The organism is Sphingomonas sp. SP5, assembly GCF_058313455.1.
The window spans coordinates 465,398-486,175 of sequence record NZ_JBZFLF010000003.1 but is presented as its reverse complement, the minus strand read 5'-3'; the positions used below and the strand labels follow the sequence as shown (position 1 = coordinate 486,175).

Below are 20,778 nucleotides of genomic sequence, written 5' to 3'. Positions count from 1 at the left end.
CCATGACCCATCCGTCCGCCGTTACCGCCGCCACCGCGCGCGGCGACGTGCGGAAGGCGATTTTGACGCACACGTGCCGTAAACTTCGCCAACTTCCGCGCCCGCGAATCAGTACGGTTGCGGCTTGCATCCAACCCGCGCCCGGCGCGTTCCGCTGGGGAAGCGGAAGGAATGGCAGTGAGCGACGAGACGATCGATACGAAGCCCTATACGGGCCCCGCCGGCGGCTGGGGTTCGATGAAGTCGCTGGCCAAGATCGGCCTGCGCGAGAAGGTCGGGCCGGAAACCGCGCGCGAGCTGACGCGCCAGAACAAGCCCGGCGGCTTCATGTGCGTGTCCTGCGCCTGGGGAAAGCCGGCGCATCCGCATGTCGCCGAATTCTGCGAGAACGGCGCGAAGGCAACCGCCTGGGAACTCACCAGCTATCGCAACACGCCCGAATTCTTTCAGCAGCACACCGTCACCGAGTTGCGCGGGTGGAAGGATTTCGACCTCGAACAGGCGGGGCGGCTCACCCATCCCCTGAAATACGATGCGGCGAGCGACCGCTACGTCGCGGTCAGCTGGCAGGATGCCTTCGCCGATATCGGCACCCAGCTGAAGCGATACGATCCGACCAAGGTGGTCTTCTACGCCTCCGGCCGCGCGAGCCTCGAAACGAGCTATATGTGGCAGCTGATGGCGCGGATGTACGGCAGCCAGAACCTGCCCGATTCGTCCAACATGTGCCACGAGACGACCTCGGTCGGGCTGAAATCGGCGATCGGCTCGCCGGTCGGCACCATCCACCTGTCCGACTACGACGTGTGCGACGCGATCTTCTACTTCGGCCAGAATCCGGGGGTGAACAGCCCGCGCTTCCTCCACCCGTTGCGCGCCTGTGCCAAGCGCGGCGTCGACATCGTCGTGTTCAATCCGTTGAAGGAACGCGGGCTCGAACGCTTCACCGATCCGCAGAACCCGATCGAGATGGCCACCGGCAAATCGACGCCGATCGCCAGCCAATATCATCAGGTGAAGGCGGGCGGCGACATCGCGGCGCTGCTCGGCATCTGCAAGTATGTGATCGAGGCGGACGACCAGTGCCGGCGCATCGGCGCGCCCGCGATCCTCGACCATGCCTTCATCGCCGAACATACCAAGGGCTTCGAAGCCTTTGCCGCGATGGTCCGCGCGACCGGCTGGGAAACGCTCGAACAGGAAAGCGGGCTTGTCCGGGCCGACATGGAGGCGGCCGGCGCCGTCTACGTCAAGGCGAAGCGGGTGATCTGCGTCTACGGCATGGGCCTGACGCAGCACGTCCACGGCATCGACAATCTGCACACCTTGGTCAATCTGATGCTGCTGCGCGGCAATGTCGGCAAGCCCGGCGCGGGCTTCGGCCCGGTGCGCGGCCACAGCAACGTGCAGGGCCAGCGCACCGTCGGCATCACCGAAAAGCCCGAACTGGCGCCGCTCGATCGCCTCAAGGAACTCTACGATTTCGAACCGCCGCGGGACAAGGGGTGGGACACCGTCGAGGCGTGCGAGCATATCATCGACGGCAGCGCGCAGGCGTTCCTCGGCCTCGGCGGCAACCTTGCCCGCGCGGTCCCCGACACCGCGGCGATCGAGCCGGCCTGGCAGCGTCTCGACCTGACCGTCAGTATCGCCACCAAGCTGAACCGCACCCACCTGCTGCCGGGCAAGACCTGCTACCTGCTGCCCTGCCTCGGCCGGATCGAGACGGACGAGCAGGCGAGCGGTGCGCAGGCTGTGACGATGGAGGACAGCTTCAGCCGCATCTACGGCTCGCGCGGGCGCGCCACGCCGGCGGCCGATACCCTGCTGTCCGAACCGGCGATCGTCGCCGGCATCGCCAAGGCGACGCTGGCGCCCAACCCCAAGGTCGACTGGGACGGCTGGGTCGGCGATTACGGCAAGGTGCGCGACGCAATCGAGACGACCTATCCCGACAAGTTCGCCCGCTTCAACGAACGCATGTGGGTGCCCGGCGGCTTCTGGAAGGGCGTGCCGGCGGCGCACCGCCAGTGGCTGACCGAGAGCGGCCGCGCCGAGTTCAACGTGCCGACCGCGCTCAATGCCACCGGGTTCGAGGATGCACCGGGCCGGTTCCGGCTGATGACGCTGCGGTCGAACGACCAGTTCAACACCACCGTCTACGGCTATCACGACCGCTTCCGCGGCATCAAGGGCACGCGCGACGTGGTGATGATGAACCGCGGCGACATGGCCGAGATGGGGCTCGCCGAACACGATCTGGTCGATCTCGTCGGCGATGCCGGGGGCAATGGCGACCGGCGCGTCGCCAAGCTGCTCGTCGTCCCCTACGACATCCCGAGGGGCTGCATCGGCGGCTATTATCCGGAATGCAACATCCTGATACCCGTTACCCACAAGGCCGAGCAAAGCCATGTTCCGGCTGGTAAATCCGTACCGGTGCGGGTGGAGCGATCGTCCTGATCCTGGCCGCGATCCTGGCGGGCGGCCAATCGAGCCGCTTCGGGACGGACAAGGCGCAGGCCGTGTTCGAGGGACGACCGCTGCTCGATCACGTACGTGCCCTGGCCGGCGTCCATGCCGATGCGGTGGTGGTCGTCGGGCGGGCGGGCGGCGTGCCCGACCTGCCGGTGCCGGGTCTGGGGCCGCTCGGCGGCATCGCCGGCGCGCTGGATCACGCCGCCGGCCATGGCTTCGCCACCGTGCTGACGCTGGGTTGCGACATGCCGCGGCTCCCGGCCGGGCTGATCGATGCGCTGCTGCGCCGGGCGCCGAGCTATTGCCTCGATGCGCCGATCATCGGCCACTGGCCGTCTGCGCTGGGCGCACAGCTGCTCGCCCATATCGAGCATGCCGAGCGCCGTTCGGTGACCGGCTGGGCGCGCAGCATCGGCGCGCTGCCGATTCCCGCGCCCGCCCCGCTCGCCAACGTCAACACGCCCGAGGATCTGCTGGCTTTATGAGCGCCTCGCGCGTCGAGGCGACGCGAATCGTGCATCCCGACGGCAGCCCCCGCGACGGCACCCGGCAAATCGCGATCGAGGCGCCGGTGGCGATCGAGGTCGACGGCTTCGGCTATGCGGTGATGATGATGACGCCGGCCGATCTCGACGCCTTCGCGATCGGCTTCATGCTGACCGAGCGCCTCGCCGATCGCCCCGACGACGTGCTGGAGGTCGAGCCCTTCGAAGCGCCCGCTGGCTGGATCGTCCGAATTGCGCTTGCCGCACATTGCCGGAACCGCATCCAGGATCGGATCCGCCATCGCACCAGCGACACGAGTTGCGGCCTGTGCGGGATCGCCAGCCTGGAACAGCTCGTCCGCCCCGTCGCCAGCCGCCCGCCCCGCCCGCGCGCGGGTGCGACCGCCCTGTTCGCGGCGCTGTCACGGCTGCGCGGCGCGCAACGGCTCAATGCGGAAACCGGCGCCGTGCATGCTGCCGCCGCCTGCACTGACGACGGCCGCATCGTCGCGCTGTGCGAGGACGTCGGCCGCCACAATGCACTCGACAAGCTGATCGGGCGCCAAGCGCGGGCGGATGCGGCCGCCTTTACCCTGGTTACCTCACGGATCAGCTTCGAAATGGTCGACAAGGCCCTGGTGGCGGGCACGCCGCTGCTTGCCGGCATCTCTGCGCCGACCAGCCTCGCGGTCGATCATGCGCGCGCCCACGGCCTGACGCTGGTGGCGCTCGCCCGCGCCGATACGCTGCTGGTGCTGAACGACCCCTGGGGCGTCTTCGCTCAGTGACCCCAATCCCACACATGTGCCGACCAGTCGCGCGCGTTCGCCGCCATGGTGCTGAACCAGTCGATCACCATGTGTCGATAGCCGCCCTCCAGGAACACGCTGTCGGCGAGGATCAGGATCATCACCACCGCCGCCCACAGCACGCCGCGGTGCATCGGCTCGCGCTTGCGGACGAGCTTGACCTCGGTGACCCGCCGCTCCGCCTTGCGCCGCTCCGGGCCTGCATAGCCGGCGGCGGGCGCGACACGGCGCTCGATCCGACGGCGTTCGTTGGGAAAATGATAGGACATCGTCGCGCCTTGACCCTGACCGGCAGGCACGATCGCACGGTAACGGTTGATAAATCGTTCAATGCGGACAAGTCGTTCACACCGGCGGCGCTACCGATTGTGGTAGCGGAGGACCGCAGCCAACGTAGCCGCCAGAGGCGATCCTTCATGACCTGACCTCCCCCGCGCTCAGCCGCGGGGGCTCTCGGCCCTGGTCCGCACGTGCGCCGCCATAGCGCGCACGCTCTCCCAAACACCGCAACCACCACGTCTAGCGTCGTCTGACCCCGGTTCAGGCGCCGCTTTCGTGCGCCCATCGACTTCCCATCCCGGGAGCCGACACGATGTCGCTTACCCTCTCCTCGACGCCCACCATTGCCGCCTTCGGACACCTTGCAGGCCGAATCGCCCGAGCTGCTGATCCGAAACCACGGGAGCGAGGTCCCGATCGCCGCGTGCGCGCAGGCTCCATCGATGAGGCGACGCCTGCAGCGCAGCCCTGGGATCGGAACAGGTTCGGCACGTCGGCAGAGCGCATATCCACGACCGAGTCCTTGGTCGCGATCACCAAAGAGTTGCAGGCCGAGCACGCGAAGGCGTTCCCGCGCGGGTCCCTGCTGCAGCTGAAGGCGGACCAGCAACGTCTCCGCGCCGAGGCCGCCGAGCTGGACGCCCTGCCCGCCCAGCAACGTCCGATCGGACGCCCGGCGATGATCCGGATTGAACTGGAAAAGATCGAGGCAGCGCTCGATCAGCATTCGCTCGGCATCAGGCGCGCAGACGTCGCGATATACGAAGCGCTCTTGAGCTTCATATGCTTCGCGGGATCGGGGCGCTGGTTCCCCTCGGTGGCAAAGATCGCGATAGCCGCCAACACCTGCGAGAGGAGCGTGACCCGCGCCCTGCGCCGGTTCAAACATCACGGCCTGCTCGCCTGGATCAGCCGCAGCACGCTGAAGTCGCGGCGGTGCGATCCCGCCAAGAAGCAACGCGTGCAGACCAGCCACGCCTATTTCCTCGATTTGAAGAAGCGGATGGCCGATCGCGTCTACCAGCGCTTCGTCCAGCTCCGAGAACGCCGGCTAAAGCGGTTCGGCCTGGCGAAGGCGCCGCCCGCCCCCGTGGATGCCCCCTCACCCGCGCTCAGCCGCGACATTGCTGAACAGCGGCGGTCGATCGCGAGCCTCGGCGCCGCCCTTGCGGCTCCAGACGGACATCTTGGCTGAGTATGGAGCATCGAGTTCTATAGTGGATGAGGAACGTCTCCGCTGAACGCGGAGCCGGCGCTATTTTAGATCTCCCGAAGCCGAAACGGCACGCGAAACGCAACCGACCGCCAAGACCCGGCTGTCGGGACGCGGCGGCTTGCGCCGCCACGATGCTGCCGAGGGCGTCAGGGTTTGGGACAGGTCTGGACTAACCCAGAGCCCGCGCGCCCGCGGCGCGCGATCGACGTCGATCTTTTTGCTCTGGAACACGTAGCAGTGCGCACGAAGCCACTGCGCGGTGTCCGGCCTCCGGCCGGGCCCAGTTTCGACCCCCCCGCCCCCGCCCGGCGGCCGCGGCGCTGGCGGCGAGCCTCGGTCTGAGCTTAGGCGGCCGCGGCGCCGGCGGCCGGGCCGTCCAGCTCGTCCGCCCAGATTTGGAACAGCTGGGCGCGCAGCGCGAGGTGGGCCGGCCGCTCGCCCGACCGATTATAGGCCGCCTCGACCTTGCGGTTGATGCCCGCTTCCTTCTCCGCCTTGCCGTCGCCGGCGTGACCGAGCGCCTTGTCGATCGCCGCGCGATGTTCCGGGTGCCGATCGTTGAGGATCGTCGAGAACGACGCCCGCCATCCATGCGGCACATGCCGTCCGGCGAAGCCCGCCCGATCGTACAGCGCGCCGATCGCCGCCTCGCCGATCTGTCGGCCGCCGACGCCGGCGAAGATCAATCCTGTATCGTCGAAGGCCTCCGACGTTACACAAGTCGACTTGGCGACGGCGGATGATCGACAAAGGCGCAGCAGCTCGGCCGCCTGCTGCGCCAGCGGTACCAGGTGATCGTTGCGAGCATCGAGCTTCTTGGCCGCCGCGAGCTTCATGCGGGCCGCCGGCACGCGCCACAGCGGCGCGGCGCCATCGAGGTCCTCGATCTCGTTCCACCTGGCGCCGCGTACCGCGGCGAGGCGGACCGCGGTCAGCGCCAGGAATCGCGACGCCAGCTTCACCACCGGCGCAACGTCGACCAGCTCGGCCGCAGCGAGCAGAGCGCGAACGTCCTCGATCTCGAGGAGCGAGGCGTGGTGCTCGACCGGCGGGGCAATCGCCATCAAATCGTCGATATCGGCCGCCGGGTCGCGGTCGATCAGCTGCTGCCGCTTCGCGTGTCGGAACACGCGCGAGATCCGCTGCCGGACCCGGTGCGCCGTGACGACGCTACCGCGCGCCTCGATCGTGTGCAGGACGTTGAGGATCACGGGTACGGTGATCGCACCGATCGGCATGGCGCCGATCGCCGGGAACACGTCACGCTCCAGGCTGGCCAGCACATCGGCCGCATGCACCGGCGTCCAGCGCTGAAGCATGTGGGCGTGCCACGCCCTGCCGATCGCTTCGAAGGTCTGAGCCTGCGGATCCTCACCGGCGCGCGCCTGGCGGGGATCCTCGCCGCGGCCGAGCTGTTGGCGCGCGAGGTCTCGGGCGCTGCGCGCCTGGTCGAGCGACATCTCCGGCCAGCTCCCGAGCGTCAGCAGCTGCTCCTTGCCACCGATACGACAACGCCAGCGGAAGGATCGGAGGCCGGTCGGGGCGATGTAGAGGTGCAGCCCGCCGCCATCGGTGAGCTTGTAGGCAGCCGCGCGCGGCCGCGCGGCTTTCACCGCAGCGTTCGTGAGCATAGTAATGTCCTCGAGGGAGAGGGTTATGGATTGGCAGTTGATCGTCGACGTCGCGGGAAAGCTGGGTCCCGCCACCATCGCTCTGCTGGTTCTTCTCACAAGCCGAAGCCAAAATTCGGCGATCAATGCGGTCAGCCTGAGAGCCGCAAAAGTCGAAGATCAGAAATTCCGGCTCGCTGTTCTCGACCGACGGCTTGTCGCTATCGACGCCATGCGAGAAGCTGTTGCTCATTACACCCGCACCGGCGAATTGGGGGGAGAGGCACTCGCGAAATTGCTAGATTCGTTGCGTGTGGCCGAAGTCGTTTTTGGCCCTGCGCAAGAAGAGGAGATTTCCCTCTGCATCCGCATGGGATTACGATGGCGCCTCTTGAACCGCCGGCTGGAGCGAGAACGTGACGAGACGCGTCGCAACGCTCTAATCGACGACCTTGTGCAGCTCGATACCAACTACGAACAGGCAATCAGCGCCCTTGTCTTGTCACTTATCGAGGCAACACGGGTCAGCGATATTCCTCCCCTGGAATGGCCCACGCCTTGGTACCGCCGGCGGATCCGCTTGCGTCGATCGTTATTCGGGCGTCGACCATTCCGCAGAATCGGGGTCCGCTTTCGACGATGGTGGCGCAAGCGGCTTACCGTATCCGCGCCTTCTTGACGTAGCACGGCGGAGATGCCCTCCGCCACGATCACGCATTTCTGCGGCTTTGCGGCGCGTCGATACCCGCTCGATCGCGCCGCGATACCCGCACTTTCCTCGTGCTATGACTCGGAAAACGTCAGCCTCGGCATCCCCTATTCAGCCGCCTCGGGCGTCCAGCTGGTGAGCAGACTTGAGAACTGCCCACGCGAGCGCTGCAGCCATGCTGCATACCCCGTTACCGGCGCCCCGGGTGCGGTCCAGCCGATCGGCCACCCCATCATCATCTCGTAGAATTGCGGGTTGGGCTTCAGGGCGCGCAGCCAGCAGCCGCTCCCATGCTTGAAGCTCACCCGGACCGGGGGCGAATAGCGGAAGCTCGCTGTCGTTGCCGACCACCCCACCGCCTTCAGCGTCGACCAGAGCGCCGTCCAGGCTCTCGCCGATTCGCTGACCGCGAATTGCCCCCCGCTGCCCGTCGCCAGATCCGCCGGCGACACGATCTTGATCCGGCCGGCCTCGATCAGCAGATCCGGCACATAGCCGCCATCGCTCGCTGTCGGCGTGGGCCAGGATGAAGAGGCGGCGACGTCGGTGCCGAGCGCCAGCTTCTCGCGCTGTGAACAGGCCCGCCTTTGTCGTGTAGCCCAGGCTCCGTAGGCTGTCGACGACGTCGGGAAATCCCAGAGTGAGGTGGCCTTCGACGTTTTCGCACCACACCCATCGGGGGCGGACCTCCTCGACGACGCGGGCGACCTCAGGCCAGAGGTGTCGAGGATCGGCGTCACCGCTGCGCTTTCCGGCGTAGCTGAAGGGCTGGCAGGGGTAGCTGGCAGAGACGAGATGAACTCGGCCGCGGAACGGCCGACCGTCGAAGGATCGGAGATCGCTCCAGACAGCCGCCTGATCCAGGGCCGCGTCTGCCATCCGCGCCACGAGAGCGGCCGCAGCGTGACTTTCCCGCTCAACGAAAGCCACAGTGCGGTACCGGGGCTCTGCGATGTGGAGGCCGAGATCGAGGCCGGCATAGCCGGCGCACAGGGAGATGCCGCGCAGCTCGTCGCTGTCGGGTTCGAAACAGGTACGTACGTCCACAAGGTCCGCTCCATTGATCGCGAGGCGATCGTCGGTGCGCTCGGCTATGCGCGCGGATGGGTGCCGGTCGGAATTGACCGGCACGCACACCACAGCGGCAGAAGGTTAACGCGACACAGAGGCGGTGCCGCCGCACGTCGAGCCGTGGCTCGCGCGCGGCCGATTGCGGATGATCAGCTCGGTCACCTTCGCCCCGGCGCCGGTCATCTTCGTGCCGATCGTCCAGGTGGTTGGCACCTCCTCGATATCGAAGCTGGCGAACGTCTCGCGTATGAAGGGCGTGTCGTTGATCGACATGATGAACTCGCCGGCGATCGCCGCCAGCTGCGCAGCCATGGCGACGTAGTCGTCACGGTCGAACGCCAGCCCGTATCCTGTGGTCTGGTCGTATGGCGGATCCAGATAGAACAGCGCATCGGCGCGATCGTAGCGCCGGATGATCTCGGCGTAGGGCTGCTGCTCGATCTTTACCGGCTCCAGGCGGCGGCTCAGCAGCTTCAGCTCGCCGCGCAGCTTGCCGAGGTTGAAGCGTGACCCGCAATTGCGATCCACGCCGAACTGCCGCCCGATCACCTTGCCGCCGAATGCCTGGCGCTGGAGGTAGAGGAAGCGGACCGCCCGCTCGATATCGGTGAGCGTGCTCGGATCCAGACGGTTCTGTCGGTCGAACTCCGCCCGGCTGGCGATCATCCAGCTCAGCTCGTCGACGAAGGGCTCGTAATGCCGCCGGATGATCCGGAAGAGATTGGCCACGTCGCCGGACAGGTCGTTGATGACCTCGACGGTCGGCCGGCGCGATCGGCGCAGGAAGACGCCGCCCATACCGACGAAGGGCTCGATGTACGCCGTGTGGGGCGTGGCATCGATGAGCGCACACAGGCGAGCAGCGAGATTTCGCTTGCCGCCCAGGTAGGCAGCAGGCGGGCGGGTGACGATGACGGGTTCCATGTGGGTGGTGCTCTCATGACGAGACGCTCGGCTATGCGCGTCATGATGGCCGCCGATCGGACGATCGACGGGGTCCCGGCCAGCTGGCCGCGGATGGGGTGGCGACGATCGTCGCGGATCTGTTGAAGGGGATGCTGCGCGGCCATCCACCGGACGGACCGGGTGGATAGCCGCGCAGGCTCTGGGGTCTACGCCCCGCCTATTCCCCAAGCGGGTCTTCTATTCAGCGGGCCACCCGGCGAACCGGAGACCCAGAGCGAACCGCGCGCGCGGGCCAGTCCTCGCGGCTATGCTCGGAGAGGCGGGGTCCGTATGGCAGAACAGCCGCCCGCGATCACGCGGTTTCGGTGCGCTACCGCTCAGTCGAAGATGACCGCCTGCTCCCAGGCCGGGTGCTCGCCGAAGCTCGTCGAGGCCACGAACACGATGGTCGCGCGCCGGCGCGGCGTGCCGCCGCGCAGCCAGAACCGCATGACGGTGCCCTCATAGGTGATCCGATCGACGATCAGGCTGGGGTCGGTGCTGGTGGCCGTGATCTGTCCGACCAGCTCCGCGCCGGCGAGATCGGCCGCCCAGTCTGCCGAATAGGCGCATTCGGCGGCAGCGCTCTTCTTGATCGGCGACATGCTTACCCCTCTGCGGATGATGAAGGCGCTCTGTCGCGCCGGAATGACAAAGCGGCGCTGCCGCCCCGGGATGACGAACCGATTGGCCGGAAGGATCTCGAAGCTGGTGGATCGCGCGAAGGTCAGCGCACCGCCTACGAGCTTCAGAGCGGCGCGAGCCGCGGGTAAGACTCGCCGGCGCAAGGCCCCGACCGGTGCAACGGCCACGATCATCGCGGCAGCATCAGCGATCAGACGGCGCGATCGAGCTGTGTCCACCTGCGCCGGCGTCGCCGCGAAAAAGCCAGTCTCAGCCTTAGCCAGGATTCGACGTCGGATCGCGACACCGGGTGCGGAGAAAACATAGCTCGCGCCATCGAGGCGCGTGCTGCCCGCTCGCCGAAGGGTTGCCCCGTTGCCGGTCAGCAGCAGGGCCGCCGGCGCCGCCAGGAGCGTGTGGCCCCGGATCAGTCCCGCCGCCCCGCCCGTGGTCGCGTAGCCGCCCATGATGGCAGGCACGACGCGCGCGACGCGCAGCTCGGCCGAGCCCGCAACGGCGAAGCCGCCACGGGCGGCGCTCACCCTGCGTGCGGCGGTACCGCCGGCGACGTCAGGTGAGGTGAGCGTGTACGTGCCTCGCCCCGCGACGATCGCTCGCGCCGGCAGCAGCCGGGCGTCGGCGCCGGCGACAGCAAAGCCGGCACGATCGGCGCCGATGAGGAAGCCGCGGCGAAGAGCAGCAGCAAGATACGTCGCGGCGAATGCGGCTGCGCCGACCTGGGCGACCCGCGCCAGGCGGAGAGACACAGGGGGACCGGTGACGGTCGCCGCGTAGCCGTTGAGCACCTGGCCGCCGCCCCGGCGCAGCATTGCGGCCGAGCCGGTCAGCGCGATCGAGCCTCGCTCCGCGGCGAGGCTGAAACCTCGCCGGATCGATGCGGCCTGTCCGGCCGTGACGAATGACCCTGCTGCGGAGCTGACCACGAAGCCGCGGCGGAGATCCGCAGATCGGCCGCCGAGCGTGATCCCGCCGGCGCCGGCCGGGATCTTGCGCTGAGCGCGGATCGCGGTGGCGGGGCTGGTCAGCGCGAGCAATCCGGCCGCTGCCGGCAGGATCCGTGTGCGGCGCGGCATTACCGCTTGGCCGCTGATGACTATCTGCCCTTTCGACGCCGGCAGCCCAAAGCCGCGGGCGAGCCGCGCCGATCGGCCGGCGACGCTCAGCGAGCCGGCTGCAGCCAAAAAGGTGTAGCTCGGCGATGGCGCTGAGACGGTCGGTGCCGCAGCCTTGTAGGGGTGAGCGGCGGGCAGTGCCGCCTGCCTCCCCCAGCGCCAGGCGCAATAGCCTTCGATCTGCTGCCGCTCGGCGAGCGTCGGCACATAGCCGAGGACGAGGACTTCGCCGATCGAGCCATACCAGCCGCCTGGTCCGATCGCACCGCTTCCGCTACCCGTGTTGAAGGCGCCGGACACCTCGTAGGGTGTCGGATCACCGTTGCTATACGACCGGACGAGGTTGCCGCCGATGTAGGCGCCGACGATGATCGTGCCGGCCGCGGAGTCGATACCGGTGTTTCCATCCCGCCCGTTATTCGAGGCGACAAGGAACGATGTGCCTCCGGTCGCGAAGATCTGGCGCTGCTGCCCCGATGTGGTCGGACCGTAGTGAAAGACTTCGGGATAGAAGCCGCTGCTGGTCTGGGCGGCGACCGCGATGATGGTCCCGTCGGCGGTGCCGATGGGAAAGCCGTCCGTGCTGGAAAGCTGGATCGGCTGCGTGCCGCCGCCCGCGAAAACCGCCGCAGGATAGCCACCGGGAAAGGCCGTGGCCTCTCGACCGACGCTGGTACCCGTCCCTGCCCCGGTGATTGCGCCAACCTTGCTCCGCCATTCGGCGATGAAGTTGCCGTTTTCGAAGGTGAAGGTGGACGCATCCTGAGCGTCGAACCACGCGACTGGTGGCGTGGCGAGATTGGCAGGGGTCCATAGGGTCGGCATGTGGCCCCCTCAGTCGGTTGGGTAGGAGTAGATCCGTGCGGCCAGGGTGAGGCCGGCCGCACGAATGACGGTCAGCCGGTGCGGCCGCCGAGCGCGCGGGCGATGAGCGCGGCTTCCTGATCGAGGTCGAAGAGATCGACCTCGATCGCGCGGATCTCGGCGTCGATCGCGGCGGCCGCGGCGGCCGCCTCGCGCACCAACGTGTCGCGCTGCTCCCGCTTGGGCGTCGATGCGGCGATGATGCCCTCGCGCGTCTGGGCCAGTTCGGAGAACCGCGCGCGCAGCTGCTCGGGCTTGGTGAAGTCGACCATGGGTGATGCTCCTGAGGTTAGGCGATCTGGATGACGCCGTTGGTGTCGTCGAAATCGACCGTCAGGGTTTCGCCGGCGCCCTGGGTGAAGGACGAGCCATAGTCCCACCAGCCGATCAGCAGCCCGGAGGTCGCGTTGTAGAGGACGGCGTATCGGCACGGGCCGATCGAGCCGCCGCTTGCGGTGATGACCGTATCGGCCAGCACGAGCTTGTACGTGCCGTTGGTCTGCGCCGACGAGCTGACGGTCGCCTGCGGGCCGCCGGCGACATAGCCGTTGCCGGCCGCGATCTCGGTGATGTCGGCCTTCACCGCGTTGCCAGCGACCGGCAGCGTGTTGGTCAGCATGACCCGCAGCGTATCGCTCTGCAGGTTGTGCTGCTTCTCGGCCAGCGCCTCGACGAAGGCGTTGAACTTGTTGAACGTCGCCATGTCTGGTTCCTTATGGCTGGGGGCAGCCCGCCGGCGCCGTGCCGGTGGCCATGATGGCGGCGGTGCAGGCGCGTTCCTGCACCAGGCCGCCGATGCGGGTGTTGAGGCGCTCGACCGCGCCGATCGCCGCGGCCGCGGTGGTGACCAGCCCGGCGAGGACGCCGCGGTCGATCGTCACCAGCTCGCCGGTCGGCTTGGCGTCGACCGGCGCCAGGTGTTCGGTACGGGTCAGCTCAGGGGAGAGCTTCGGCAGTTGCGGCCGCTCGGTTCGCGCGATCGATGCCGGCGTTGAGCGTGTCGCGCAGGCTGTCGACAGGAGCGGGAGGAGGAGCAGCGCCAGCAGCTGCGGGCGGAACGGCATCGATCGCATCGCGGAGATCCTTCACGGTGGCTTGGAGGGCGGCGGTCGACAGATCGTCCGACCGGGTGACGCGGCGCTCGATTGCCGCGGCGACGTCGCCGGCGGTGCGCTCGTCGGTGCGCGCCTCGACAACCCGGGCGCTGTGGTCGCGCTTGGCGCGGTGCTCGACCTTGGCGGCGCCGGCCTTCTCGCCGCCCGCGCGGATCCACACGACAGCGGCGATGATCGCCAGCAGCACGAGGCCGCCGGCGATGATGCGGATCCGGGTCACGCCCTGGGCGTCCGGCAGTGGGCGCGATCGACGTTGCCGACGCGCTGGTTGATCCAGCCGCGGTAGAAGACCTTCAGCGACGGGTTGTTGCGGACCAGCCGGCCATATTCCTCGTGCTGCTTGGCATCGAGGACCTCGAGCATGGCGACGCATAGCTTCGTAGCGCCGAGGCCAACCTGGCAGCCCTTGTAGGCGCCGATCGTCGCCGGGCCGACGCGGCCGTCGACGAGCAGCTCCGAGCCGCACAGCTCGTTGATCCCCTGCTGGAACCACCGGCCTGGGCGCGGCGCACCCATGTTGACCGTGGTGTCGAACAGCTCTTCGGTCACCGCCGCGTCGATCGCGATCAGCGGCGCATAGCCGGGCTCGACCAGGTACCGGTCGTAGTAGATGCTCTGCGCCACCTCGCGTGGCAGCGTTCGCATGGGGCCGGTATAGCCGTTCTTCACGGCGACCTGCTTGGTGATGCCCATGTTGGTTTCGCCGCCCGGGTCGGCCGGATGGTTCACATAGCCGCCTTCGACGGCGATCACGCCGGCGATCATGGCGAGCGCGGCCGCCGCGATGCCGCCGGCCTTCTTCGGCGCAACCTTGCCGGCGACATCCTTCAGCAGGCTCTTGCGCTCGGCCGCCGGCGTCTGCGGGATCATCCGGACGACCGCTGTCAGGACGAAGAGGATCGTCGGCACGAGCTGGCCGAGGGAGGCGGGCACCAGCACACGCAGCTCGTCGGGTAGCGCGTTCCAGAGCTGGAGCAGCGTGTCGGGGGTGGCGGCCGCGATAGCGGTCAGCAGCGCGCCGAGGGCGGACACGCGGACAGACCACAGCGGCCAGGCGCGCGACCACAGGTCACGCGCCCGACGCAGGACGTCGAGAGGGTTCATGATGTTCTCCAAGGTGAAGGCGGCTGCCGGCCGCCGGCGGGTCAGCGGTCGAGCGGTGCCGGCGCCACGATCGCCGCGGGCCGGCCGGGCAGTGCCGGCTCGTGAGGGATCGGAAGGAATGCGACGGTGGCGAGCATGCCGGGACCGCGCAGGTGCGGCCGCAGCGCGGCGATCGCCAGGCGCGCCGGCATCGCCATCTGGATCACGACGCCGGCGATGATCATGGTGGAGCCGTCGATCATCGCTGCGCTCCCTTTGGCCCCGGTACCAGGATATCGAGCTTCGTCTCGATCCGGATGGCGCGATCGTCGATCGTGCGCAGCCGATCGGCCTGAGCGGCGTCGGCCGCCTCGAGCTTCTCGATGCGGCGGGTGTTTTCCTCGACCTGCTTATCGCGACCGCCGTCGACGCGCAGCGCGCCGCCCAGCACCACCGCCAGGCCGGCGAGCGAGCAGGCGATCGGCACCACGTCCTTGAAGGTCAGGCGCGGCGCCGGCGCCGGGTCAGCCATGCTGCACGTCCACCCAGGGGCGGCCCTCACGGATCGCCCACACGGCGCCGATGCGGCGCATGTATTGCTGCAGGGTCATTTCGGCCTCACGCACCGCGGTGACGCCGATGCCGGCACCGCGCGCGACGGCGACGAGGTAGACGCCCTCGCCGTCCGCCAGCGCCGTCTCGCAGGCCGAGAGGGTGGACGCGCTGACGTTCACCGGCACCTGACCGCTGAAGGCGATGCGATCCACCGTCTGGCGAGCCTCCTCGAGGTCGGCCTCCCACGCGGACAGCGCCGCCTTGTAGGTGGCGACCGCCGCGTCGTGCTCTGCCTTGGCAGCCGGATAGGCGGCCAGCGCAGCCTGATAGGATGCCAGAGCAGCGGCGTCAGCGCTGGCGGCGTTGGTCGCGACCGAGAGCGCGATCAGGTAGGCGACGCGACGGTGGATGAAGCCGTCGTCGTCCTCGTCTTCCTCGCCCACGGGCTCCGCCGGCAGTGCGCCGGCCGACGGGGTGGGCGCGATCGGCACGGTCGGCGCATCCGCTGGCCCCTCCGGCCGAGGCGGCAGGTGGGAGGCCCAGGTGTCACCGCCGACCAGGTTCGGATCGGTCGATTTGACGACGAACCGAACCGCGTCGGCCCAGGTGCGGGTAAGCAAGCCATCGCGGGTAATGCCGCAGACTTCCCCCTTGGCGATCGTACCGCAGCCGTTCGCCTTGGTTAGATACTCGGCATAGTCGGCGCCGCTGGCGTTGATCGTTCCGCCGGCGTTAATCGATCGGCCAGAGTTGCCCGCCCGGCCCACCCATTGAGCCGCGTTGGACTGGCTATATCCTGCCTGATCGCAGGTCAGAAACTGTGTGGTGACGACAGACCCGTTGTCGACAGACATGATGTAATTACCGACCGCGAGCACAGGGCCCTTAAACCTATGCGCGTTGCCGAATCCGGCTGAGGTCGTGACGCCGACGAGCAGGTTGCCGGCATGATCGAAGCGAGCAGCTTCGATTGGCCCCACGTTCTGTTTGTAGGTTTCGAAAGAAAGGCCAACCGCTGCCGGCGATGTTGCCTCGACGATCGACGAGATCCCCGAGCCAGTAGCGCCGGGGATCTGCCCGGTCACGATCGCCGTCTTGCCCGCATTGACCAGATAGACAGCCAAGCGCGACAAGGGGTTGGTTGTGCCCAACCCCACGTTGCCGCCGGCATCGACAGTGATCCGGTCCGAGCCACCGGTCACCAGCGACAAAACGTTCTCTGCGATGCGACGGAAGCCGGTATCTTGATCAGCAGCAAAGCTGACTGCCGGCGCGACGAGCGAGCCATCTCCGAAGCGGCCGGCAAGAACGCCGCTGACCCAACCCTGGATCTGGCTGAGGAAGTCGCTAAGCCGCGTGGCTGCCGTCTGCGCGAAGCCCTGGTTCGGCTGCACGCTATACGACTGGCCGCCGGCGCTGCCGCCGAGATAGGGCGAGCCCAACGTGATCTGGGTGTTGCTGTCGACGGACAGCACCTCGTAGGCGCGGCCGTCCGGCAGGTTGAGGGCATGGCCTGCCTGGACGTTGGCGACCCATGCAGTGCCGGCGCCGGTGACCACGGCCGAGCCATTCGTCACCGTCGCCGAACCGGCGCGATACCATGCCATAATAATGCTCCTGGGTAGGGCCGCTACAGGGCGGCGCGCTTGATCTCGGTGATCTCGATGTACGCGCCGGCCTTCACCGTCAGGGCGCCATCGGGCTCCTGGTTGCGGATCGAGAAGATGACGTCGTACTGGCCGGCGGGCAGCCCGGTGACGAAGGTGGGGATCGTCTTGGCGTCCTGCGCCCGGCTATTCTGGTTGTCGAAGACGAGGTTGATCGGCGTGACCTGGCGCACGACGCCACCGATGGTGACGTAGGCGATCAGCTGGAGATCGTCCGGGCTAGCCAGGCTGGCGTAAACCAGGACCTTCAGGACGCTGCCGGCCTGCTGCTTGGTGAAGGGCACCGTGAAGATGGCCGTGCCAACGTTGCTGCCGCCCCCGGCACCACCGCCACCCCCGCCGCCCCCGCCGACGGGCGTGCCGTCATCGCCGATCTCCGGCTCTTGCTCGATTGCCATGGCGACCTCAGCCGTATGCGATTGTGATATCGGCTTCCGTCATCCGGAACACCGTCTGCTGCACGGCAGAGGCGGCGATCTCCCGCGCCGTCACGACTTCCGCGCCGAGGTTGGTGACGCGGACGTCTGGCATCTCCACCACGCCGTCGCCGGCGATCGAGAAGACGGTCCGCCCGCCCGAGCCGTCCGGCTGCGCGATCTTGAAGGTGTTGACGACGAAGGTGGCGTCGGTGCGGCCGGAGCCATTGTTGAGCGCGAAGCCGGTGACGGCGCCGTTGCTGTTGAACTCGACGCCCCAGCGCAGCCGCAGGCCATCGATCGACTGGCCATAGGTGGTCAGCGTCGCCGTGTGGCCGCCGACGGTGGTCGACAGGCTGGTGACCGTGCCGCTCAGCGCGGAGAGGTTTCCTGCCACAGTGCCGATCTGCGTGTTGGCCTGGCTGAGCGCGGTGTCGGTCTGCGACCGGTAGGATTGCAGCGCCTGCGCGTTTGCCTGATCGCCGGCGACCCAGGCGGTATGCTCGTCCGTGATCCTACCCGAAAGGGTGCCAAGCGAGGCGTCGTAGGCGTCGAGGCGTCCGCTCAGCGCCGTCAGCTTGCCCGTGTTTGCCGTGATCGCGGTATTGACGGTCGAGAGCGCTCCATCAGTGGCGGCCTTGTAGGTCGCGAGATCCGACACCGTTGCCCGGTCGCCATCGATCCGCGCCGCCTGCTCGGTGCTGAAGAGCGCGGTGACGGCGCCGATCTGCGCGCCGAGCTGCGTCGCGAGCGAGGCGATCGCGCTGGTGTTGCTGTCCGTAAAGGCCCGAAGCTCGGTCTTGGCCGCAGCGATCGCGAGCAGCGCGCTGTTCTGCGCGTTGAAGCCGCCGAGCAGCGACAGGATGTCGCTGGCGCCGGCGACGTCGGCGTCCGCCGGGGCGCGGCGCGAGGCGGTGACCGAGTTGGAGATCGAGGCGCCGTCGAAGGCGTTGATCACCTGCTCCGCCAGCGTCAGCCTGGCGCCGAGCCCATCGACCACGGTCTGGCTGGCCTTGGACGCGATCAGCCCGTTCAGCGCATCGAGCGATTGGTTGATCGAGGTCACCGACCCTTGCAGGCCGGAGACGATCGTCGCGTCCGCCTTCAGCTGGATCGATGCCTGCAGGCCGGAGATGCTCGTTTCAGCCGAAGTCAGGCGGACATAGATCGAGGACAGGTCAACGCCGCTGCCGTCCAGCTTGGCCTGCAGGATGGCCTGGTCGACGTAGTTGACGGTCGCCTTCAGGTCGATCGATGCGAGTGCGGCGTTGAGCGACACCGACAGACGGCTGATCTGCTCGGCGCGGCTTTCGATCGCGAACAGCTTGGCGACGCCGCTCGCCTGGTCGACGAAGAGGCCGGCATCCCGGAACACGTTGTTGACGATCTGCTGGCCGGCCGCGAGCTGGGTCACCGCGGCCGAGAGTGATGCAAGGTCGCTCTCGAGCTGGCGGCGTGCCGCATCATTGGCGGCCCCCATGTCGATCAGGTTGAGGCGGCCCAGCGGGCGCGTCGTATTGCCGATCGTCGCGACCAGCGTCCCGTCAGGCTGGAGCACCAGCGCGCTGTTGAGCACGTCGATCGGCGCGAGGATCTCGCCGGTCGGGGTCTTGATGTCCTTGCCGACCGTGCCGCCGACCGTGGCGTTGGGCTCCGGCCGGGTGGGGCCGGTGACGCCGCTGTAATCGAGTTTCGATCCGCCGGTGACAACCGGGCCGATGATCCGGCGATCGCCGGTGAAGCCCTGCTTGCGGTAGCTGATCGCCACCTCGTAGGCGGTGCCACCGCGGACGCTGGTGATCTGCTGCCGCGTCAGTGACGGCTCGAACACCCCGGCGCCGGTCCAACCTGCGCCGGCGGCTTGGCCGTCGATGAACAATCGATATTCAACGACGATCGCCTCGGCCGTGCCGGCATCGACGGCGCCGGTGACGATCAGCGCTGGCGCTTCGGCGCCATCGGAGACGATGCTGGTGCCGGAGATCGTCCAGGCAGCAGCGCCCGGTACCGGGATCAGCATCGGGCCGGTCACCCCGGGCGTCGGGGGCGGTGTGGCGGTCTGGCCAAGGGCGAAGGCATGCTTCGCGGCCGTCTCGCTGCGCGCGGTCATGGTGGTGATGCCGGCCGAGGGGTCGAGGTCGCGGTTGAGCAGCAGGATCGGCTGGTTGTTCAGGCCGACCTCCGGGAGGTCCGCGGTCACGCAATCGCCGGGCTTGTAGCCCATCCATACCAGCTTCAGCGGCAGGACGATCGGCCCGAACTCGCGCGCGTTCTCGATGTCGTAGCGGACGGCCGTGCCGACCTGCGGCGTGTTCTGGATGAACGGATAGTCCAGCACCTTCGATCGCTTGCCGCGATCCTCGGCGACGTGGGCGGCGACGCTGATCGGCGAGCCGGGCAGCAGCTGCCAGTTGTTAGCCTCCAAGCGGTACCGCGGCGTGATGGTGTTGACCCGGTCGCGCCGCGGCTGGGTCGCCGATACGCTCGCCTCGCCGATCACATCGTCGATGGTGATGGTGGCGAGGCTGACCTTGGGCGCATTGACCAGGCAGGAGATCTTGGCGCCGAGCGCGAGCGGCTCGCCCATGCCGGCCTGCAAAATCTTCTTCATGCTGGCCCATTTGTCATCGCCAGAGAAGATGATGCCGCCGCAGGTCCAGCCGTTCGCCTTGGCGATGTTCCGGCCCTCGACGAAGGCGGCGACATCGATGCCGGTCCACGGCGCGCCCATGCCCATGACACGTTGATAGGTCGAGCCGGCCACGCTGGGATCGCGCTGCCAGAAGCCGTGCGCCCAGCGCAGGCCGAGCAGGTACGGATCCTCAGTCCATTCCCACGTCGCGACCGCTGCATCATAGGCGGCCGTGTCGGCCGGGTCGGCCATGCGGTGCGACCCGCTGCCGCCCGGGTAGGTGCTGTCCTTGGTCGGATCGTAGGCGAGCGCACCGCGTACCGTCCACATCGGCGCAGGAACGGTGCCACTTTGGAAGACCTTCGCCTTGGTATCGAACCGCAGAGTCCACGACGCGGCCGCGAGGCCGGATAGCTTGTGCTGCGCGGTCCAGCCCGGCGGGGTGCCGGCGCCAGCGCCAAAGCCTAACGCCGCCGGCTCGGGCAGCGCGCCCAGCTGCGTCATCGACCACATGAACCCGGCAAAGGCGCCGATCGCCGCGCCGGTACCGCCGAAGAACGTCGGGACCTTATCGACGGTCATGCCCTCGATCGCGCCGATCGGGCCGAGCGACAGGATCGAGACGAACGCCTGGCGGTCATTGTCGCCGGCATCGCGCGTGTCCCAGCCGCGGCGGAAGCCGATGTTCCCGGCGGTGCCCGTGCGCCCGAGCGCGAGCGGTATGCCGGCATCCGGATCCGCGCTGAATTGTTCCTGTGAGCCGGTGGCGGTGGCGGTCGGCTTCTTCGCAGTCAGGCCGGCCGCCAGCGACAGCACGCCAGCCGCAACAGACGCGACGGTGGCGATCGTCGCAACGGACACGCCGGCCGCGACAACGGTGCTAGCGGCAGCGGCTGCGCCGATCGCGGCGCCGACGCCGGTCGCCACCAGCGCGACCGCGCCAACCACCAGGGCTGCCGTCTTGAGGGCTTTTGCCATTTTCGCCCTCCGGAGGATGCAGCAGCGGCCCGCCGCGCGGAGGCGGCAGGCACACAGGCGTGATGACAGGGTGCTCGATCGAGCGAAGCGCCGGAGCAGGCTGCCTCAC

At 68.2% G+C, this 20,778-nt stretch carries 20 protein-coding genes; 5 read left to right on the top strand and 15 right to left on the bottom strand.

The annotated features are described in order from the left end of the window. Positions 1–171: 171 nt before the first annotated feature. The 3 genes from AC4GY7_RS10140 to fdhD are packed head-to-tail and all read left to right on the top strand — an operon-like array spanning position 172 to position 3,751. On the top strand, positions 172–2,463 hold the full coding sequence (locus tag AC4GY7_RS10140; protein WP_491113458.1) for an FdhF/YdeP family oxidoreductase: 2,292 nt from the start codon (positions 172–174) through the stop codon (positions 2,461–2,463). After that, positions 2,430–2,963: a molybdenum cofactor guanylyltransferase gene (locus AC4GY7_RS10135; protein WP_491113756.1), complete on the top strand. Its 534-nt coding sequence runs from the start codon at positions 2,430–2,432 to the stop codon at positions 2,961–2,963. Before AC4GY7_RS10140 ends, AC4GY7_RS10135 begins: the two co-directional genes overlap by 34 nt. Beyond that, a complete protein-coding gene (gene fdhD / locus AC4GY7_RS10130; protein WP_491113456.1) occupies positions 2,960–3,751 on the top strand; it encodes a formate dehydrogenase accessory sulfurtransferase FdhD in 792 nt (263 codons plus the stop codon). Before AC4GY7_RS10135 ends, fdhD begins: the two co-directional genes overlap by 4 nt. On the opposite strand, the gene AC4GY7_RS10125 is transcribed toward fdhD, so the two are convergent. After that, the gene (locus AC4GY7_RS10125) at positions 3,745–4,041 is read right to left on the bottom strand and encodes a hypothetical protein (RefSeq protein ID WP_491113454.1); all 297 of its coding nucleotides are present in this window, start codon (positions 4,039–4,041) and stop codon (positions 3,745–3,747) included. The two genes, fdhD and AC4GY7_RS10125, sit on opposite strands and share 7 nt — an antisense overlap. 323 nt (positions 4,042–4,364) lie before the next feature. On the opposite strand from AC4GY7_RS10125, the gene AC4GY7_RS10120 reads away from it, so the two are divergent. Continuing rightward, entirely contained in the window at positions 4,365–5,246 is an 882-nt protein-coding gene (locus AC4GY7_RS10120; protein ID WP_491113452.1) for a hypothetical protein, read from the top strand. Positions 5,247–5,611: 365 nt separating this feature from the next. Here the strand turns inward: AC4GY7_RS10120 and AC4GY7_RS10115 are convergent, their stop codons facing one another. Further along, entirely contained in the window at positions 5,612–6,898 is a 1,287-nt protein-coding gene (locus AC4GY7_RS10115) for a tyrosine-type recombinase/integrase (RefSeq protein ID WP_491113450.1), read from the bottom strand. A gap of 25 nt (positions 6,899–6,923) precedes the next feature. Here AC4GY7_RS10115 and AC4GY7_RS10110 point away from each other — a divergent pair, with 25 nt between their 5' ends. Beyond that, complete coding sequence (locus AC4GY7_RS10110; protein WP_491113448.1) at positions 6,924–7,556, top strand: hypothetical protein; 633 nt, start codon at positions 6,924–6,926, stop codon at positions 7,554–7,556. Positions 7,557–7,697: 141 nt separating this feature from the next. Here AC4GY7_RS10110 and AC4GY7_RS10105 read toward each other — a convergent pair whose 3' ends face one another. The 13 genes from AC4GY7_RS10105 to AC4GY7_RS10045 all read right to left on the bottom strand — a co-directional run bounded on the left by AC4GY7_RS10105 (position 7,698) and on the right by AC4GY7_RS10045 (position 20,669). Next, positions 7,698–8,633, bottom strand: coding sequence for a DNA cytosine methyltransferase (locus tag AC4GY7_RS10105; RefSeq protein ID WP_491113754.1), 936 nt, complete (start codon positions 8,631–8,633; stop codon positions 7,698–7,700). Between the two features lie 105 nt (positions 8,634–8,738). Continuing rightward, a complete protein-coding gene (locus AC4GY7_RS10100) occupies positions 8,739–9,581 on the bottom strand; it encodes a DNA adenine methylase (protein ID WP_491113446.1) in 843 nt (280 codons plus the stop codon). A 359-nt stretch (positions 9,582–9,940) separates the two neighbouring features. Beyond that, positions 9,941–12,184: a phage fiber-tail adaptor protein gene (locus AC4GY7_RS10095; RefSeq protein ID WP_491113444.1), complete on the bottom strand. Its 2,244-nt coding sequence runs from the start codon at positions 12,182–12,184 to the stop codon at positions 9,941–9,943. Between the two features lie 71 nt (positions 12,185–12,255). After that, positions 12,256–12,495, bottom strand: coding sequence for a hypothetical protein (locus AC4GY7_RS10090; RefSeq protein ID WP_491113443.1), 240 nt, complete (start codon positions 12,493–12,495; stop codon positions 12,256–12,258). 17 nt (positions 12,496–12,512) lie between these two features. Beyond that, positions 12,513–12,926 (bottom strand): hypothetical protein, encoded by a 414-nt coding sequence (locus tag AC4GY7_RS10085; RefSeq protein WP_491113441.1) that lies wholly within the window; start codon positions 12,924–12,926, stop codon positions 12,513–12,515. A 10-nt stretch (positions 12,927–12,936) separates the two neighbouring features. Further along, complete coding sequence (locus AC4GY7_RS10080) at positions 12,937–13,104, bottom strand: hypothetical protein (RefSeq protein WP_491113439.1); 168 nt, start codon at positions 13,102–13,104, stop codon at positions 12,937–12,939. Positions 13,105–13,159: 55 nt separating this feature from the next. Beyond that, positions 13,160–13,558: a hypothetical protein gene (locus tag AC4GY7_RS10075; protein ID WP_491113437.1), complete on the bottom strand. Its 399-nt coding sequence runs from the start codon at positions 13,556–13,558 to the stop codon at positions 13,160–13,162. Next, positions 13,555–14,442, bottom strand: coding sequence for a glycoside hydrolase family 108 protein (locus AC4GY7_RS10070; RefSeq protein ID WP_491113435.1), 888 nt, complete (start codon positions 14,440–14,442; stop codon positions 13,555–13,557). The genes AC4GY7_RS10075 and AC4GY7_RS10070 overlap by 4 nt, the downstream gene beginning before the upstream one ends. A gap of 41 nt (positions 14,443–14,483) precedes the next feature. After that, the gene (locus AC4GY7_RS10065; protein WP_491113433.1) at positions 14,484–14,684 is read right to left on the bottom strand and encodes a hypothetical protein; all 201 of its coding nucleotides are present in this window, start codon (positions 14,682–14,684) and stop codon (positions 14,484–14,486) included. Next, positions 14,681–14,953, bottom strand: coding sequence for a hypothetical protein (locus tag AC4GY7_RS10060; protein ID WP_491113431.1), 273 nt, complete (start codon positions 14,951–14,953; stop codon positions 14,681–14,683). Before AC4GY7_RS10060 ends, AC4GY7_RS10065 begins: the two co-directional genes overlap by 4 nt. Continuing rightward, on the bottom strand, positions 14,946–16,583 hold the full coding sequence (locus tag AC4GY7_RS10055) for a hypothetical protein (RefSeq protein ID WP_491113429.1): 1,638 nt from the start codon (positions 16,581–16,583) through the stop codon (positions 14,946–14,948). Before AC4GY7_RS10055 ends, AC4GY7_RS10060 begins: the two co-directional genes overlap by 8 nt. A gap of 23 nt (positions 16,584–16,606) precedes the next feature. Next, complete coding sequence (locus AC4GY7_RS10050; protein WP_491113427.1) at positions 16,607–17,041, bottom strand: hypothetical protein; 435 nt, start codon at positions 17,039–17,041, stop codon at positions 16,607–16,609. A gap of 7 nt (positions 17,042–17,048) precedes the next feature. Then, positions 17,049–20,669, bottom strand: a complete 3,621-nt coding sequence (locus AC4GY7_RS10045) for a hypothetical protein (protein WP_491113425.1) — start codon at positions 20,667–20,669, stop codon at positions 17,049–17,051. Positions 20,670–20,778: the final 109 nt, after the last annotated feature.